Source organism: Emticicia sp. 17c, assembly GCF_037153985.1.
GTDB lineage: Bacteria > Bacteroidota > Bacteroidia > Cytophagales > Spirosomataceae > Emticicia.
In genome coordinates, this window is sequence record NZ_JBBAYI010000001.1 from 599,294 (window position 1) to 617,509 (window position 18,216).

The 18,216-nt window shown below is 38.9% G+C and carries 11 protein-coding genes; 7 read left to right on the forward strand and 4 right to left on the reverse strand.

Features of this window, described 5'->3' with window-relative positions:
- Positions 1-128 precede the first annotated feature (128 nt).
- The 4 genes from WAA15_RS02550 to WAA15_RS02565 all read left to right on the forward strand — a co-directional run bounded on the left by WAA15_RS02550 (position 129) and on the right by WAA15_RS02565 (position 6,576).
- Positions 129-1,733, forward strand: coding sequence for an acyl-CoA carboxylase subunit beta (locus WAA15_RS02550; protein WP_337040828.1), 1,605 nt, complete (start codon positions 129-131; stop codon positions 1,731-1,733).
- A gap of 106 nt (positions 1,734-1,839) precedes the next feature.
- Positions 1,840-4,713 carry a reprolysin-like metallopeptidase gene (locus WAA15_RS02555; protein ID WP_337040829.1) on the forward strand — a complete coding sequence of 958 codons (2,874 nt, stop codon included), beginning with the start codon at positions 1,840-1,842 and terminating at the stop codon, positions 4,711-4,713.
- Positions 4,714-5,050: 337 nt separating this feature from the next.
- Positions 5,051-5,767: a ferritin-like domain-containing protein gene (locus tag WAA15_RS02560; RefSeq protein WP_337040831.1), complete on the forward strand. Its 717-nt coding sequence runs from the start codon at positions 5,051-5,053 to the stop codon at positions 5,765-5,767.
- A 47-nt stretch (positions 5,768-5,814) separates the two neighbouring features.
- The gene (locus WAA15_RS02565; protein WP_337040832.1) at positions 5,815-6,576 is read left to right on the forward strand and encodes a ferritin-like domain-containing protein; all 762 of its coding nucleotides are present in this window, start codon (positions 5,815-5,817) and stop codon (positions 6,574-6,576) included.
- A gap of 92 nt (positions 6,577-6,668) precedes the next feature.
- Here WAA15_RS02565 and WAA15_RS02570 read toward each other — a convergent pair whose 3' ends face one another.
- Positions 6,669-7,700, reverse strand: a complete 1,032-nt coding sequence (locus WAA15_RS02570; protein WP_337040833.1) for an MBL fold metallo-hydrolase — start codon at positions 7,698-7,700, stop codon at positions 6,669-6,671.
- Between the two features lie 87 nt (positions 7,701-7,787).
- The gene (locus WAA15_RS02575) at positions 7,788-9,203 is read right to left on the reverse strand and encodes an aldehyde dehydrogenase family protein (protein ID WP_337040835.1); all 1,416 of its coding nucleotides are present in this window, start codon (positions 9,201-9,203) and stop codon (positions 7,788-7,790) included.
- A 174-nt stretch (positions 9,204-9,377) separates the two neighbouring features.
- On the opposite strand from WAA15_RS02575, the gene WAA15_RS02580 reads away from it, so the two are divergent.
- Positions 9,378-10,364 carry a helix-turn-helix transcriptional regulator gene (locus WAA15_RS02580; RefSeq protein ID WP_337040836.1) on the forward strand — a complete coding sequence of 329 codons (987 nt, stop codon included), beginning with the start codon at positions 9,378-9,380 and terminating at the stop codon, positions 10,362-10,364.
- A gap of 126 nt (positions 10,365-10,490) precedes the next feature.
- Positions 10,491-11,636: a methionine aminotransferase gene (locus tag WAA15_RS02585; protein WP_337040837.1), complete on the forward strand. Its 1,146-nt coding sequence runs from the start codon at positions 10,491-10,493 to the stop codon at positions 11,634-11,636.
- A gap of 50 nt (positions 11,637-11,686) precedes the next feature.
- On the opposite strand, the gene WAA15_RS02590 is transcribed toward WAA15_RS02585, so the two are convergent.
- Both WAA15_RS02590 and WAA15_RS02595 read right to left on the reverse strand, forming a co-directional pair.
- On the reverse strand, positions 11,687-12,787 hold the full coding sequence (locus WAA15_RS02590) for a hypothetical protein (RefSeq protein ID WP_337040838.1): 1,101 nt from the start codon (positions 12,785-12,787) through the stop codon (positions 11,687-11,689).
- A gap of 109 nt (positions 12,788-12,896) precedes the next feature.
- The gene (locus WAA15_RS02595; protein WP_337040839.1) at positions 12,897-14,090 is read right to left on the reverse strand and encodes a pyridoxal phosphate-dependent aminotransferase; all 1,194 of its coding nucleotides are present in this window, start codon (positions 14,088-14,090) and stop codon (positions 12,897-12,899) included.
- A gap of 940 nt (positions 14,091-15,030) precedes the next feature.
- Between WAA15_RS02595 and WAA15_RS02600 the strand changes: the two genes are divergently transcribed.
- Positions 15,031-18,201, forward strand: a complete 3,171-nt coding sequence (locus WAA15_RS02600; RefSeq protein ID WP_337040840.1) for a SusC/RagA family TonB-linked outer membrane protein — start codon at positions 15,031-15,033, stop codon at positions 18,199-18,201.
- The last annotated feature ends 15 nt before the right edge of the window (positions 18,202-18,216 follow it).

An 18,216-nucleotide genomic window follows, 5' to 3' on the forward strand; every position in this document is an offset into this window, starting at 1 on the left:
GGTTATAGATAATTAGTTGCAATACTAATTATTTTTTTGACAATTATTTATCATCTTTACAAAAAAATTGTTCAATATTAAGAATTTATATCATTATTTTGCTTCAACAACGAAATTTATAGACAATTATGGCAAGTATAAGCTCATTGATTGAAGAACTGAACCTGAAAACTAAACAAATAAAATTGGGTGGAGGTTTAAAAAAAATTCAGGCCCACAAGGCGAAAGGAAAGCTAACGGCGTGGGAACGTATTGAGTACTTAATTGATAAAGACAGTAGTTTTACTGAGTTCGGTGTGTTTGCTGGTGAAGGGATGTACGAGGACGAAGGAGGCTGCCCCAACGGAGGTGTAATTTGTGGTATTGGCTATGTAAGTGGCCGTATGTGCGTGATAGTTTCGAACGATGCAACGGTAAAAGCTGGTGCTTGGTTTCCGATTACTGCTAAGAAAAACCTGCGCGCTCAGGAAATAGCTATGGAAAACCAGCTACCTATTATTTATCTGGTCGATTCGGCAGGGGTTTTTCTGCCTATGCAAGCAGAAGTTTTTCCTGATAAAGAACATTTTGGACGAATATTCAGAAACAATGCTCAGATGTCGTCAATGGGGATTCCGCAGGTAGCAGCTATTATGGGTAGCTGTGTGGCTGGCGGAGCCTATTTGCCGATTATGTCTGACTACGCCCTGATTGTGGAAGGCACAGGTTCGGTATTTCTGGCGGGTTCTTATCTGGTAAAATCATCAATAGGTGAAGATATCGACAATGAAACGCTGGGAGGTGCTACAACTCATTGTGAGATTTCGGGGGTGACTGATAATAAATTCCCGAATGATGAAGCCTGCCTTGATGAAATCAGAAAGATTTTTGATAAAATGGGGCATAATACCAAAGCCGGATTTGATAGAAAAACACCATTACCTCCACTAAAAAATCAGGAAGAAATTTACACTATCTTACCCGACGACAGAACAAAACCTTATGATATGCTCGAAATTATTGAGCGTATCGTTGATAACTCTGAATTTGACCAATACAAAAAAGGATATGGACAGACGCTCTTATGTGGCTTAGCCAGAATTGATGGGTGGGCAGTAGGCATTGTGGCCAACCAACGTAAAATTGTTAAATCTAAAAAAGGCGAAATGCAAATGGGGGGAGTTATCTATTCTGATTCGGCCGATAAAGCTGCACGCTTCATTATGAATTGTAATCAACAAAAAATTCCTTTGGTTTTTCTTCAGGATGTAACAGGCTTTATGGTTGGCAGCCGCTCTGAACATGGAGGTATTATTAAAGATGGTGCCAAAATGGTAAATGCAATGGCTAATTCGGTTGTGCCTAAATTTACTTTTATCGTTGGTAACTCTTACGGAGCTGGCAACTATGCCATGTGTGGTAAAGCCTACGACCCTCGGCTGATTTACTCATGGGTTACAGGCCAAATGGCTGTAATGAGCGGAGCTTCGGCTGCAAAAACTTTAGTACAGATACAGGAAGCCACTTTAAAGGCTAAAGGAATTGAAATAACCGAAGAAAAACAAAAAGAATTACTCAATACAATTACAGACAAGTATAACTCACAGCTAAGCCCCTATTATGCGGCAGCCAATTTGTGGGTCGATGGCGTAATTGACCCATTACAGACCCGAAAAATAATTTCTATGGGTATTGAAGCGGCCAATCATGCTCCGATTACCAAACGCTATAATGTTGGAGTAATTCAAACATAGAATAAAATCCTTTCTGAAAGATAAGACATCATATTTTTTAATTGTAATTTCGCAAGGCTGATATTATCATATCAGCCTTTTTTTAAATCTTCTTGTAATAGCCTCCATGAAAACTAATGTACTCTTTTTAACTTTCTTGCTCTGTATCTCGCATCAAATTCTGGCTCAGGAAAATGTCCGAAAAGTCAGTATCGACGTAGGAGCTTATCGCCAGCAACTTAGCACTGCTAAAACAGAAACCAGTTTGGGTATTGGCAATGCACAAAAGTCTGAAACTATTGTTTCGCTCCCGCTTCCTGACGGTTCGTCAGCAAAATTCAAGGTCGTTGAATACTCTATTTTACCGAAAGGTGTCAACAGTGATGTAAAAACCTATTTAGGCGAACAAGTCGGCAACACAGCCGTTGGTTGCCGAATTACGCTGACAAAAGATAAAATGATTGCTACCATTCAGAGCAATGGTCAGATTATTGTTATTGAAAGAGACAAATTATCAGTTCTCAGTAATGCCTATGAGGTTTATACACAAACAAGTGAATCGTTTGAATGTAGTTTTAAAGATAACTTGCCTAATAATAATCGTATCAAAAATATACAAGCTACCCAGACTTATACGAACGGGAGTAGTTTAAGAACATACCGGATGGCTATTATCGTGACTAATGAATTTTATGTGAATCGTGGCAATACCGATACCGCTATTAATACTGAAATAGCTGCTATTATAAATAGCCTTAATGGTTTGTATGAAAGAGAAATAGCTGTTAGGTTTACGCTGGTTTCGCCTACTAATTCTGCAAGTAGCAATGTTTTTTACCGCAAAACTTCAGATATAAACACTTATTATCAAAATATAAATGCCTTACGAACCGAAATGAATACCATTTACGGCACAGCTAATTATGATTTAGGCCATACGCTACATACTACTGGCGGTGGCGTTGCGTATTATGGTGTATGTAATAATAGTTATAAAGGTGGTGGGTGGTCAGGTAGCACTACTCCATCGAGTGTTTTATTAATGGCTCATGAAGTAGGACATCAGTTTACAGCTCCGCATACTTTTAACGGAAACGGAAACGCCAATTGTAGTATTTCAAACAGAAATACCGCAACAGCGTTTGAACCGGGTAGCGGTAGCACTATTATGTCTTATTTTGGTACTTGCCCAGCTTCACAAAACCTGACTGGCTCGAAGGAATCTTATTTCCATACCAATTCATTAGACAACATGATTTACTATATTCAGACAGGTACCGGAAATACCTGCGGCACACCAACTTCAACCGGAAATATGGCTCCGGTAGTTGTGGCGGGGTCTGCCTATACAATCCCTAAAAATACACCTTTTACACTTGTAGGTTCGGGTACTGATGCAAACGGAGATATACTTAACTATACATGGGAAGAGTACGATGTGCCAATGGCTCGTGACTCAGGGGCTTTGGGTAATACCAGTAATGGCACTACTGATGCCGTTAGTAGTACAACTGCCCCTTTATTCCGTAGCCGGCAAGCTGCTTCTCCTGTAAGAACTTTCCCCAATATAGCCTTTGTTTTAAATAATGCAAATAACCCTAATGACCGTGAAGGGGAGGATTTACCCAATGTTGCCCGAACTATGGTTTTCAGACTTACAGCCAGAGATAACCGCTCGGGTGGTGGGGGGGTGGGTATGAGTTCTGTTACTATTACGGTAGCTGGCGACAAAGGCCCTCTGACTGTTTCAGCCCCGAACGGTGCAGAAAGCCTAACTGCGGGTACATCAACCACTATTAACTGGCAAGTAAACAACACAGACTTACTAAGTGCCAATGTAAAAATTTTATTATCAATAGACGGCGGTTTCTCTTTTCCTTTTGTGTTAGCAGGGTCAACGCCTAACGACGGGCAGGAAACCCTCTTGATACCAGCCAACATTGTGAGTACTTCATTAGGCAGAGTAAAAATAGTAAGTACTAATAGCGTAACCGCCGAGTTTTTTGATATAAGTAATGCCAATTTCACTATAACATCTGCTTGTAACGCCAGCACTACCTTTATCTGCTCAGAAGAAACAGTTTCAGGCGATGAAGGCAGTGATGTATTTAACCTTGGGTTATCGAAAGTTACAGGCAATTTGTTTCAGAATAAAAGCAAAACATTTAGTGTTACTGGTGCGGTATCCAGACCACTGATTAATTATACAAATAACACGTTTACTACTTGCCAGAATCCGGGGAATTGGACATCCGTTATGGTAAGTTTTCGCGTAAGCAAAACAGGCAATTATGCAATAAATCCGGTAGGTGATAATGGAGCTGATTTTCAGGCTTTTAGCGTATTCTCTTCAAACACATTCAATTGTTCTACCTTAGTGGGTTCTAATGCTTATCAGTATATGAGTTGGCAATCAGGCCGCACTATCGCCCTCAATGAATGTACAACTTACTATATATTAATTTATACTGCTTTTAGCCCACTAAATATTACCTTAACGATTAACGGCACAGGCGATGTAGTTGAAGTAAAACCTGATACACCCGGCTTCGGTTACACCTATGCTGCCATTAATCAAAGTAATAATCAGATTACCAGCTTATCGGCTTCTTCCAATTTCAGTTCGCTGTCAAGCGGCACTTTCACGGTTTATGGGCTATCGTATGAAAACGGATTTGACACCAGTAGTTTACTAAATAAAACGCTCGAACAAGCCTATTCGCTTGGAAGTTGTATTCTTTTCAGTAACAATAGCAAACAGTTAAATATTGCTGCGCTCCCCTGCCCTACTACGCTTACACTTATCAATCCGAACGATAATATCAGTTCAGGAGATATTACCAGACAAGCCTCGGCAGGTAGTGGTAAAATAATTGCCACTAACTATGTAACAGGTTCAGGCACTAGGGCTAATTATCAGGCAAAGGCTATTGAACTTAATGCAGGTTTTAAAGCTGAGAGTGGAACAGTTTTTAAAGCTGAGACTGGCGGCTGCAATTAATTTTTTTTTATCTATGAAAAATCCTATATCTGGCACGATATGGGATTTTCTTTTATATGGGCAAATAATCTACACAATACAATCGGAAAGGAGATTTTATTCCGCGATACTCCCGTAATCAATATTAAATTATAGATGGCATAATTATTTAATATTGTCTGACATTAATATAACTTTTCACGAAATAATACTAATCTGTCAGATATAAGCGTATTTTTTTTTCTCTTATTGAAATCCAGATCTATTATTACTCCGTAAGTGCAATCAAGTATTACAATAAAAATAAATCCATCTGTAACTCTCAAAAGTTACTTTCATTTAAAAACAATTCATGCCCATGGAAACACCTCGTTTCGATTCATCGCCTGTTGCCCGCGTAAAAGATGAATCAGTTAAATCCGTTGACAGACGTAATTTTTTAAGAAATGCAGGGCTTACTACTGTAGCCGGAGCCGTTTTTTTAGCAGGTTGTGATAAGGACGATACCATGACACCAAGTGCTACTGCCGTAGATTTAGGGTCTGGTGATGTTGGTATCCTTAATTATGCTTACGCCCTTGAACAACTGGAAGCTGCCTTTTACACACAAGTGGTGGCATCGCCATATTCAGGAATTACCGATGCCGAAAAAACCTTACTTACCGAAATTCGTGACCACGAAATTATTCACCGTGATTTTTTCAAAGCAGCTTTGGCAGATAAAGCCATTCCAAACCTAGAGGTAGATTTTTCTTCAATTGATTTTAGTAACAGAGCCAGTGTATTAGGTGCCGCAAAATTATTTGAAGATACAGGTGTACAAGCCTACAATGGTGCAGGCAAGCTCATTCAGAATGCTACTTATTTGTTACTTGCAGGTAAAATTGTATCTGTTGAAGCCCGCCACGCAGCCGCCATCAGAGATTTGTTATCGCCGAATTCGGCTTCTTTTGCCGGTGATGACATCATTGATAACAATGGTCTTGACAAAGCCGTGAAACCAGCTGATATTCTTATGGCTGTAAAAGGCTTTGTAAAAAATTCAATTAATGGTTCTAATCTTCCAACTGCATAAAAAATCCGACAATGAATATTTTCAATATAATTTCAGAACTAGAAAAAGTGGACGCAGATGTTCACGAGAAACTGGATTTCTTTTCACGCCGTAGTCTATTTAACACGCTAGGCAAAAAAGTTTCAGCATTAGCTATTCCTGCTTTGCTGGCAACTTCGCTACAAAAGGCTTATGCAACTACTTCAGGCGCAATTGATGTATTAAACTATGCCCTTACGCTTGAATATTTGGAAAATGATTTTTATATGATGGGCAATAACGCCTCAGGATTGATTCCGGCTGCAGAAAAACCAATTTTTACGCAAATTGGTAAACATGAGTCACAACACGTAGCATTTTTACAAGCTGCGCTTGGAACTAAAGCAGTAGCTAAACCGAAATTTGATTTTACAGGAAAAGGAGCATTCGCCGATGTATTTACAAGCTATAAAACATTTGCTATTGTTTCGCACGCTTTAGAAGACACAGGCGTAAGAGCCTACAAAGGGCAAGCAGGGAATCTGATGACAGCCGAAGACAAACCTTTGTTAGAGTACGCGTTGCAAATACACTCGGTTGAAGCACGCCATGCTTCTGTGGTGAGACGCCTACTTAATAAAAATGCGTTTGTTACAGGTGCCAAAGGCTGGATTACATTGAATGAAGGCTCTCCGGCAGCAGTTTATGCTGGTGAAGACAATACTACTCAAGGAGGTGTAAATCTGGAAGGGATTGCAGGTAAATCAAAACAGGCAGTAACCGAAGCTTTTGACGAACCACTAACTAAAGAACAAGTATTAGCCATAGCTTCTTTATTTATTACAGCCTAATAAAATAAAGTATTGTTTATAACTAAACGGGTTTTGTTTCATGATTGAAACAAAACCCGTTTGTTTATATTACTTACTAGCGCATGAAAGATTTAGATTTCCCACCAGACTTTATCAGGGAGGTTTTCATCTATTATTACAGGTTCACCAATCATGGGGGTTGTTATAGCCAGATTAGTTTTATCGGCAGCTACTTTTAGTCTTTTAATGGGTTCATTCCATGAATGATTTGCCAGTATAAATTTACCCCAATGCACGGGTAATAACACATTGGCTTGTAAATCTTTGGCGGCTTGGGCGGTTTGCTCAGGAAACATGTGTATATATGGCCATTCTTCTCCATACTGACCATTTTCTACCATTGCTATGTCAAACGGGCCATATTTATCCCCTATTTCTTTGAAATGTGTATCATAACCGGAGTCTCCGCCAAGAAATAGCTTATAGCCGTGTATATTTACAATGAAGGCTGTCCATAGTGTTTTGCCCCTTGTTAATGCACGTCCAGAAAAATGGCGAGCCGGAGCAGCTATTACCTCAATATCTGACGAGTGTTTATGGTTGTCCCACCAATCAAATTCAATTATTTTTTCTGGAGGCACACCCCAGAACTCCAGATGGGAGCCAATCCCGAGTGCCACACAAAATTTTTTCACTTTAGGTTTTAGTTCTTCAATGGTTTTATAGTCGAGATGGTCATAATGGTCATGCGACAAAAAAAGCATATCAATCTCAGGCAGGTCACTTACCGAATAAATATCTGTACCTTTAAAAGCTCTGCCAAAAGCACCAATTGGAGAAACCGAACCGCTCATGACTGGGTCAATCAAAATTGTAGTATCTTTTGATTTGATAAAATATGTCGAGTGTCCAAACCACACAATAGTTGGTTTATCGGCTTTCAACGTATGCAAATTTGTTCTAACCGACGGTATTATTTTAGCGGGAGCCGCATCTTTTGGTCGATTAAAGAAATCTTTAAGCATTTTCAGGTAAGAGGCATCTTTCAATGTTACTTCTGTGGGAGAAAGATTTTGAAATGAATCATTTTTGTAATTAGACGACTTCAGCACTCTTTTCAAACGCGCTCCCCATGGATTCTTACCAAAAAACTTTTGTCTCATAAATATTATCGCACTAACTGCTGACAGCGTTATAAACGTTGAAAAGACAATGAATGTCCTTCGGGTTAATTTCATTCTTACTTATTATTAAAACCACCTGATGATAAAGTCAAGCATTTTCAGTTTCAGGTTTGTAGCTGGTGGATGAAACAAACTGAATGCTGAAAACTTATTTTCTACTACACCTTTTTTATTGGAAAACTCTTCAAAACCAAATCTTCCGAACGATTTACCGATACCCGAATTATTTACACCACCAAAAGGAAGGTAGTCTTGCAGATAATGGATAGAGGTTTCATTCACAACCACCGACCCCGAAGACGTATTCAACGTAAAGTAATCGATATTCTGGCGTTTTTTACTGAAAATATACAAAGCCAAAGGTTTTTCACGCGCATTTATATAAGAGATTACTTCTTGGTGCGTATCAAACTCCATAACTGGCAATACAGGGCCAAATATTTCGTGTTGCATAATTTGCATATCATCGTTCACATTGGTTATTACGGTTGGTTCAATGTAATTTTCATCAGCCTTTGTTTTGCCACCAACAGCTATTTCAGCACCTTTGCCAATTGCTTCATCTATTAAACCCTTAACCCTGTTAAAATGGTTCCGGTTAATGATTCTGCAATAATCTTCGGCTTTTGAGGCGTCTTCTCCATACATTTTTTTAAGGTAACGCCCTACCTCCTCAACAAAAGCCTTCGTTTTTGACCTATGAATATACACGTAATCGGGTGCAATACAGGTTTGGCCGTTATTCAGAAACTTTTCGGCTGTAATAGCATGAGCTGCCTGCATAATATTGGCGGTTTCATCAATAATGGTGGGTGATTTCCCGCCCAATTCCAGTGTAACTGAAGCCAGATATTTTGAAGCTGCCTGCATCACTACTTTTCCGATAGCCGGACTACCAGTAAAGAATATGTGGTTGAATGGCAAACCTAACAGAATAGTTGATACCTCCACGTCTCCTTCTACAACTGCTACCTCATTTTTATCAAATAATTCGTTTATCATGTCTGATAACAAATGTGAGGCGTTTACAGATATTTCAGAAGGCTTTATAATGACTGCATTTCCGGCGGCAACAGCTTGCAGCAAAGGCTTTAGTGTAAGGTTAAATGGGTAATTCCAGGGGCTTATAATCAGGCAGTTACCTTTGGGTTCGTGTATAATTTTGCTTACGGTACCCATCATTCTGAGTGGGGTTTCTACTTCCTCTGGCCGCATCCATTCTCCTAGATGCTTCATTATATATTTAGCCTCAGCAATAATGGGCATTATTTCACTTATTTTGACCTCAGAAGGGCGTTTTTTTGAATCGGCATACAATGACGCATTAATGCGCTCTTCGTTGGCAAGTACCCAATCCATTATCTTTTTTATTTTTTTGATACGCTCTTTGGCTGTTGTACTGGCAAGCTGAAGCAGATTTGTTTTTTGTAATTGGAACAGCGCGTTTATTTCTGTTTCGCTGGTAGATATGGTCTTGGTCATTGGCCTGCTGATTTTAGAGTTATGCAACAAAATTCACAAAATTTCTTTTAATTATACAAAAAACTTTCAAAAACAAAACACATTTGGTGAATTACTAAAATTTTTAGATATTCGGGAGGTATTTAAGGGTCTAAAAGCCTTTTCGTTCATATTCACACCTTAATAGAAGGCAAGATGTCATTAATTAGTAATAATTTAAAATACCTGCGACGAATCAATGGACTAACTCAGGAGCAGTTTGCTCGCCGGATTGGTACCAAAAGAGCCAATGTAGGGGCTTATGAAGAAGCAAGGGCTGTTCCGCCAGTAGATACGCTTAAAATTATAGCCAATACTTTTGGTATCAGTGTTGATGATTTCGTAAAAAAAGATATAAGAAAACTACGCGAAACCCCTGACCTTACCTTTGGTTTTGACTCGAAACCTGCTTACAGTCAGGACGAACCGGAAACGAACGAAGACCCATTTGATTTTCCGCCCTCTATTGGCGATTTAATGCATAAATTCTTAGGCAATGAGCCAACTCCTCAGGAAAAACCCGCTGAAATGATAGCCCAGAAAGTTACGCTAAAGCCTACTGAGAAAATAAGTTTTGAGCCTGAACTTCCGATACAAGCTCCTAAACCCGTGCCTAAACCTGAGTATATCGAGCCAGCACCTCGGTATGTAAGCGAAAGCTCGGCACATAAAAATACCATTCAGATAGTACGCCGATTTCAGTTTAACGACTACCTGATGAAAAATAAAGAATTTAGTTTTCTGAGAACACTCACAGAGTTTCATTTGCCTACGCTGCCGCCAGGCGATTACAGAGCCTTTGAAGCAACAGAAGATTTTGCCTTTGAGGGGGCCTTATTAATTGGTTCTTTGATAAAAGACTGGTTTGATATTACTGATAGTAAGAACTATGTATTGGTTACCAAACCACAGGGTATTATTTACAGACGTGTATACAATCAGGTCAAAATAAAGGGGACACTTCTACTAAGCTCAGATAACCATCGGTTTCCTAGTACTGAAATATCAATTAATGATGTTATTGAAATCTGGGAAGTAAAAGCGTTCTTAAGCTATTCGTTGCCAGAACCAAGTATTAGTTTCGATAAATTGAGCAATCTGGTAGGTGAAATGAAATTTGAACTGGACCGATTAAAAAAATAAACCTATTTTAAAATTCAAGAAATATAGATTACTGAGTTTTAAATGCCTAGATATTTCATGTACTAGCCCTACATTGGCCCTTAGTTATAAATTTGCCCTAAAAGTTTCTATTATTTTATCATATAAATGCTTATTCATTCTAAACAACCTCATGTAGGAACCACCATTTTTACGGTTATGTCGCAGTTAGCTGCCGAAACTGGGGCTCTAAATTTATCGCAGGGCTTTCCAAATTATAACTGTTCTCCGCAATTAATCGAACTGGTTAATCATTATATGCAAAAAGGCATGAATCAGTACGCGCCTATGGCTGGTATTTTGCCATTAAGGGAAATACTAGCACAGAAAACCGCTGATTTGTATCAATTAAACTACCATCCTGCTGATGAAATCACCATCGTTTCAGGCTGTACGGAGGCAATCTATGCAACTATGGCTGCCATTGTTCAATCAGGCGATGAGGTAATTGTATTTGAACCGGCTTATGATAGTTATGTTCCTTCTATTGAACTTAATGGCGGTAAACCTGTGTATATTACACTTAGCCCAGAAAATGATTTTTCGATAGACTGGTCATTAGTAAAAAGTAAGATTAATGAACGTACCAAAGCACTTATATTAACAACTCCGCATAACCCGACAGGAAAGTGCCTAACCCAAGAAGACTTGAACAAGTTAGCCGATGCCGTAAAGGGTACAAATGTATTTATCATATCAGACGAAGTGTATGAACATATTATTTTTGATGAAAGAAAGCATCTTTCGCCTGCCATGCACCCCGAATTAAAGGAACGAACGTTTTTATGTGGCTCTTTTGGCAAAACTTTCCATACTACTGGCTGGAAATTAGGCTATTGTATGGCTCCCAGAGAACTAAGTGTTGAGTTCAGGAAGACACACCAGTGGATAACCTTTGCATCGCCTACACCTATGCAATATGCCTTTGCAGATTTCATGAAAAATCCTGACAATTACTTGTCAGTACGTAGTTTCTATGAAGACAAACGTAATAAGTTTATCAAATGGCTGAGTAGCTCAAGGTTTACACTGAAACCAGCCGAAGGCAGTTTCTTTCAAATGCTCTCTTATAGCAATATTACCGACGAGCCTGATTATGACCTTGCTGTCAGATGGACAAAAGAAATTGGGGTTGCTTCTATTCCTGTATCGGTTTTTTATCAGAATAAGAACGATAACAAGATTTTAAGATTCTGTTTTGCGAAAGATGACGAAATGTTAGAAAAAGCTGCTGAGCGGCTTTGTAAATTATAGTATAGAGAGGGTAAAAACCCTCTCCTATTACCATTCCTGACAATACTTGCTCAACCATGAGCTTTAGAAACCCTCACGATTGTTTTAGTAATAAATTTAGGTATAAAACTGATACCTATTAAACCCAAGCCTGTAAGCAGTAGTACTTCTGTATGAGCAAAAAAAGTACCTGCCGATAAAATACCCATCACTAAAATAGTAGAAAATGGTAATGAAAAAGCTAATACCAGCACTGCCAATTCAATATTAAAAGTTCGTTTTTCCTTAGGCAAATGGCTTGTTTCTTCACGCAAGGCTATGGCCGACATGTGCGCAAATGGCCAGAAACTACACGAACTCAAAGGTACTACAACAGCCAACAGCACAAGTACCGGAGATGAAATCTGAAATATTGTAATAATAAGCACACTAAAAAGGATGGTTATGCCTGCCCTGAACAATAGTATTGAACTTACAAGCCTGATTTTGCCTTCTTTTAGTTGTACAGCCAAACCAATGTATATCAATACCATTGGGGTCATGAGCATACTGGTTCGGTTAAATATTTCTGAAATAATTGGCGGTAAATCTTCAAAACTGATACCAAAACTTAAAAAACCAATTGCCAGTAACATTACAATATTGATAGGCTCTTTTACGAGGCTCAATAACAAACTTTTCAGTTTTCCTTCTTCTTTTACTTCGTTGGCTTTATTGTTTTTGAGGTACATATTCATTGCCACAAAGTACAGAAAATTGAGTGCAAAAAACTTATTGCCAACATCGGCCATAGCAGCTTTTGCCAACGATTCTTTTCCAAGAAATTCATGAATAAAAGGAAAACTCGATAAACCCGGTGCCAGCGAGGGCATAAGCATGGTGAGGGTTCTACCCGTTGAACTATCGGCTTCAATCTTAAAAAGAAGCAGAATGTACGGCATCGACAAATAAATAAAGAAATTAAATGCCAGCGTGATGAGTGGATATATTAACAGGGTTGAATCTATTTTAACACCCATTAAAGCCACAAAAACTGTTGAAGGCAGCGCCACAGAAAGAATCATTTCTTTAATGCCATTCAATTCTGTTCTATTTTTGATTTTTGACCTTAATGCCAACCCAATCACAATCAGAAGAATTAATATAAATGTTTTTTGAAGTGCTACTGCCATAAGAATTAGGAAATTTTGGAAAATAAGTTTCCTGCAATGCCTGAGTAAGAAAACGCATGAGGTTTTCTTACCCAAACATTTAATTTATGATTAAATAGATTTACTAAGACTAGCTGATTTCTTCCAGAGCTTTTACGAAAAGTTTAACTTCGTCCATTGTCCCCATACTTACCCGACACCATGTTTTTTTCTGAATATCGAAAGTTCGGATTCCTATGCCTTTGGCATACATTTTAGCCAAAAAGTCCTTGCCATCCATCGTAATCGGGAAAATGACAAAGTTTGTATATGACGGAATATATTTGTAGTTCATTTTATCCAGATTAGCATAAAGATATGCTTTTACCTCCGAATTTAGTTTTTTCGTGCTAGCCTGAAACTCCATATCTTCGATACTTGCCGATGCCGCCAATACAGAAGTGTAAGAAATACCCATACCGCCTCTGGTAATATTCTGTATTTTATCCAGAAACGATGGCAAAGCTGCGATATAACCAACGCGTAGACCTGCCATTCCCATAATTTTTGAGAATGTACGGGCTATAATTACATTTTTGTTTTGCCCTAACAACGAAACCATACTTTCAGTACCTGTTCCTTCAGCCAATTCAAGATAGGCTTCATCAATAAAAACAGGCACTTTTTCTGACACACGTGAACAGAAATCAAGTAGTTCCTTACCTGAAGTAATACTACCCGTAGGATTATTCGGATTACAGATATACACTAATTTGGTATCGGCATCAATTGCTGCTTCCATTGCTGGGAGGTCGTGCGACCAGTCACTTCTACAAGGAACGGCCTTCCATTTGGCTCCAGTTGCTTTGGCCACATTTACTAATGACATATAACATGGGTCGGCCGAAACAATATTACCTCCATTCATGAATTGTACAATAGCTACTTTTTCTAATAAATCAGATGAACCCGGCCCCATCATAATGTGGTTTGGTGTAACTCCCGGTCCTTCTTTCTTAACAATCTTACCTACTAAATCACTTAATTCTTTCCATGCGTAACGATTCCCCAAAGAAACTGAATCAACAACTGCTTGTTTGGCACTTGCTGGTGGTCCGTACGGGTTCTCGTTTGCATTCAGACGCGCTTTCAATTTTGTTACATCAGGTGGATTGCTGATAAAATGCTCACGCATTAAAGGGGTATAATAAAGCCTGTTTTTAGAATCTATTTTAACAGGAGTATTAGGAAATGCACCCATACTTAGTTGTGGGGCAATTACCATACCTCCGAGTGCCGTCAGGCTTGACTTTAAAAGTTTACGTCTGTCGATTTTTTGAGTCATTTTCTTCAAATGTTTAAAGAGTATAAAATTGTTTAGCTTTAAGTTACTCTGATATAATATATTACCTGATACAGACAGTAGTGATATTTAGCTGAATCGATAAATTCAGAAGATTCTGGCTTGCGATGGTATTGAAACATTGCTGAAGTGTTTCAATGAAAATAATTAGAAATTGTAGAAAAGTATTATTGATAGCAAATGTAATTATAATACAACAAATTGACAATATTTTTTATTATTAAATTTTAACATATTTTTTTTAAAATATTAATTTCAAATTCAATTATACTTTATTTATACACTTATATTTTATTTATTTTTAATTTTTATTCAAAAATAACATTTTTTTTAAACATATATAATATTTTACATTTTACAGATTTTGCAGTAAATAATTTCTAATAATTGCACATTTACAAGTAAATATTTAAAAATTTAAACTATTTTTAATATTAAGTTAAATTTTTATTAAAATAATTTGCAAGTATTTTTTTTAACATATTATATTGCATTAGAAATTATTAGAAAAGTACAATATACTTCATCAGAAACTCTCTTCCGACCGCAAAAGCCGAGTATCTGACATTTTATTAAGGAAACTTCACAATTAGCGAAGTTGCGGGGTTATTAGTCTACCTCTGAAACGACTAATTTCAATTGCTGAACATCGAATAACTTAATTAAAAATTTTCCCATTAAAGGCATTTTCATACTCTAACCGGTATGTTTAGCGAATGCTTTTGCCTAAAAAATCGAACGTATTAACGCCTTAAAGATTAAGAAGAGACAGGCTTGCACCTCTCTTGCTGACGTAGCTCCCGACTTCAATCATCACTCGAAGCTGAGCGGTCGGAATTTCGAGCGATTGGTTGAGTCGGACGGCTTCGTAAGTTAAACTTCCTATTAGCTTAACTAAACCTTTACTAAACACCTTACACGTATGAAAAAACACTTATACTACTTCACAGTTATTTTTCTTTTGCCCCTTACACTTTTTGCTCAGGAGAAACTCCTGACAGGTGTAGTAAATTCGGCTGAGGAAGGTGCGTTGCCGGGGGTTTCGATTGCATTGAAGGGCGCCAGTATCGGCACTATGACCGACGCAAATGGCAAGTTTTCTATTAAAGTTCCTTCTGCTAATGGTATTTTGGTTTTCAGTGCTATTGGTTATAAAACCATAGAAGAAAAAATAGATAACAGAACAACCTATGAGATTACGCTCACAAGCGACACCAAAACACTCAATGAAGTGGTAGTTACAGCATTGGGTATTTCGCGTGAAAAGAAATCGTTGGGTTTCTCACAGCAGGAAGTAAAAGGTGAAAGTATTGTTGAGGCCCGTTCGACCAACGTAGTAAACTCTTTGGCAGGTCGTATTGCAGGAGTCAGAATTAGTAGTAATGGCGGGCCCGGTAGTGGCTCAACCATTCAGATTCGTGGCTCATCATCCGTATCAGGTAATAACCAGCCCCTGATTGTTCTTGATGGCGTTCCACTTCAACAACAATATGATAAACAGTTTGGAGGTGGAATCTCTGAAATTAACCCCGATAACATAAAAGATATTTCGGTACTGAAAGGCCCTAATGCCGCTGCCCTATATGGCTCACGAGCAGCCAACGGGGTTATTCTGATTACCTCCAAAGATGGTGCAGGAAGCAAAGGGCTAGGTATTGAATACAATGCAAACTTTACAGCCGAACGCCCATTGGTAAAACCTAATTTTCAGAACACTTATGGTGGCGGAAACGGTTATACCACTTGGTATTCGGATGGGTGGAGTGGCACCATTCAACCCGATGCTTACGACCAGTATAAAGCTGCCTATGGTTTTGTTTCGCCCGGAAAAACTACGGGTACCGATGGAACCGATGAAAGCTGGGGAGCTCCTATGGACGGCCGTTTGGTACGCCAATGGTTTACCGGAAAAGATGTAGCCCCATTAACGCCGCAGCCAAACAACTGGGATGAATTCTGGGAAACGGGCACTTCCTTTACAAACCACATAGCATTATCGGGAGCCAATGAGCGTGGCAATTTCCGTTTGAGCTTCGACAGACTGAACCAGAAAGGGCTAGCCTATAAAAATGGTTTTGAAAGAAGTAATTTTAAAATAAATTCAAATTATAAGCTCAATAAATTCCTTTCGGCTACTGTATCGGGAGAATATATCAAATCAGGTGGTAATCGGACTTATCAGAATGGCGATACTTTTATCTGGTCACATAGGCATGTATCGTGGGACCAACTCGCTAATTACAAAGATTATGCTGCCGTGCATATCCAGAGGGCTGTTGCCGGAAAACTTCCCGACAACGACCCACCCAACTGGCAACATACCTATTTTACCAACCCTTTCTATACCAATGAGTATTTGCCTAACACAAACGATAAAGACCGCCTTATCGGGAATATATCAATCAATGCCAAGCTCCTGCCTTTTCTTAAATTAATGCTAAGAACAGGAACAGATATGTGGACCGATACCAGAATTAACATTGCTAACTTTGAACGTGTACGTAATGGCAATAAAACACCCGGAACCTATTCAGAAGAGGTTTTGCGTCGTCAGGAAAGTAATCATGATTTTCTGTTAAGTTTTGATAAAACCTTCAATAAGAACTTTTCGATAGTTGCACAGGCCGGTGGCGCTATCAGAACAAACTATTATAAAAGAAACTTTACCAATGTAGGTGAGCTTGTTGTAGATGGCGTATATAACCTAGCTAACTCAAATCCAAGCCAGAATTCAGTGGCCAGCCGTATCGAAGAAACAAATGTTCAGAGTTTATATGGCTCTGCTCAGTTTGGCTATATGAATGCCTTGTTTTTAGATGTGACAGCTCGTAACGATTGGTCGAGTACCTTACCAGCCAACGCTCGTTCTTATTTCTACCCTTCTGTGTCTGCTAGTGCTGTAATTACAGACTTGATAAACATACCAAAAAGCATTTTATCTTTCGGAAAAGTAAGAGCTAGCTGGGCACAAGTAGGAAACGATGCCGACCCTTACCAACTAACACAGACGTTCCGTCCGAGTGGTTCATGGAATGGCTCAATTCCTGAATATTACGAAAACATTACCATCTCTAATTCAACCCTGAAACCTGAAATAACCACCGGAATCGAGTTCGGGCTTGACCTCCGTTTTCTTAAAAACAAGATAGGTCTGGATTTTACTTACTACGACCAGACAACCAAAAATCAGATTCTGGGTGTTGAAATTTCAAAAGCAAGTGGCTACGATAAACGTATTCTGAATGCTGGGCAGATTAACAACAAAGGTCTGGAAATTACTTTATCGGGTACACCTTTCGAGACTCCTAACGGCTTCAAGTGGGAAGTTGCCCTCAACTTTGCCAGAAATCGCAACCTCGTGGTTGAACTTGCCGAAGGTCTAACTACCTACACATTACAAGAACGCCGTGGTCTGATTTCGATTGCGCAAGTTGGTCAACCTTATGGAGCTTTGTATGGAATTGGTTTCAAACATGCACCTGATGGCCAAATTGTTTATAACGATGGCTTACCCGTGGTTGAAACTACCCCAAGAGTATTAGGTAATATACAACCTGACTGGACGGGCGGTATATCAAACACACTTACCTATAAACGTTTGAGCTTGGCCTTTCTTGTAGACGTGAAAAAAGGTGGCGACTTCTTTGATGAAGGCACCGGAACAGCCCGCTGGACAGGTCAGTATGCTGAAACTGCACTAGGCCGTGAAGAAGGCGTAATAGGCAAAGGGGTAAAAAATATCGGAACATCCGACAACCCACAGTATGTACCTAACGACGTAATGGTTGCGGCTAACCAGTTTTACGGGTACAACAACCCAAGAAGATACCACGAAGCCGCCATTTTTGACGGTAGTTACATTAAACTTCGTGAGGTTTCTCTAGGTATCCGTTTGCCTGAGGCACTATTAAAGAAAGCCAGAATACAAAACGCTAAACTTTCATTAGTGGGCAGAAATCTGGCTATTTTATTTAAAAACTCACCACATATCGACCCCGAAGTTGACCGTTTTGGTGGTAATTCACAAGGTTTTGCTTATGGAGAATTACCATCTTCCAGAAGTCTGGGCTTTAACTTATCGCTCGGCTTCTAAGCAGATATGGCTAGT

Excerpts from the sequence above, each read along its gene's own strand:
- WAA15_RS02550 (WP_337040828.1), top strand. The coding sequence starts at position 129 with ATGGCAAGTATAAGCTCATTGATTGAAGAACTGAACCTGAAAACTAAA.
- WAA15_RS02555 (WP_337040829.1), top strand. The coding sequence starts at position 1,840 with ATGAAAACTAATGTACTCTTTTTAACTTTCTTGCTCTGTATCTCGCAT.
- WAA15_RS02560 (WP_337040831.1), top strand. The coding sequence starts at position 5,051 with ATGGAAACACCTCGTTTCGATTCATCGCCTGTTGCCCGCGTAAAAGAT.
- WAA15_RS02570 (WP_337040833.1), bottom strand. The coding sequence starts at position 7,700 with ATGAGACAAAAGTTTTTTGGTAAGAATCCATGGGGAGCGCGTTTGAAA.
- WAA15_RS02575 (WP_337040835.1), bottom strand. The coding sequence starts at position 9,203 with ATGACCAAGACCATATCTACCAGCGAAACAGAAATAAACGCGCTGTTC.
- WAA15_RS02580 (WP_337040836.1), top strand. The coding sequence starts at position 9,378 with ATGTCATTAATTAGTAATAATTTAAAATACCTGCGACGAATCAATGGA.
- WAA15_RS02585 (WP_337040837.1), top strand. The coding sequence starts at position 10,491 with ATGCTTATTCATTCTAAACAACCTCATGTAGGAACCACCATTTTTACG.
- WAA15_RS02590 (WP_337040838.1), bottom strand. The coding sequence starts at position 12,787 with ATGGCAGTAGCACTTCAAAAAACATTTATATTAATTCTTCTGATTGTG.
- WAA15_RS02595 (WP_337040839.1), bottom strand. The coding sequence starts at position 14,090 with ATGACTCAAAAAATCGACAGACGTAAACTTTTAAAGTCAAGCCTGACG.
- WAA15_RS02600 (WP_337040840.1), top strand. The coding sequence starts at position 15,031 with ATGAAAAAACACTTATACTACTTCACAGTTATTTTTCTTTTGCCCCTT.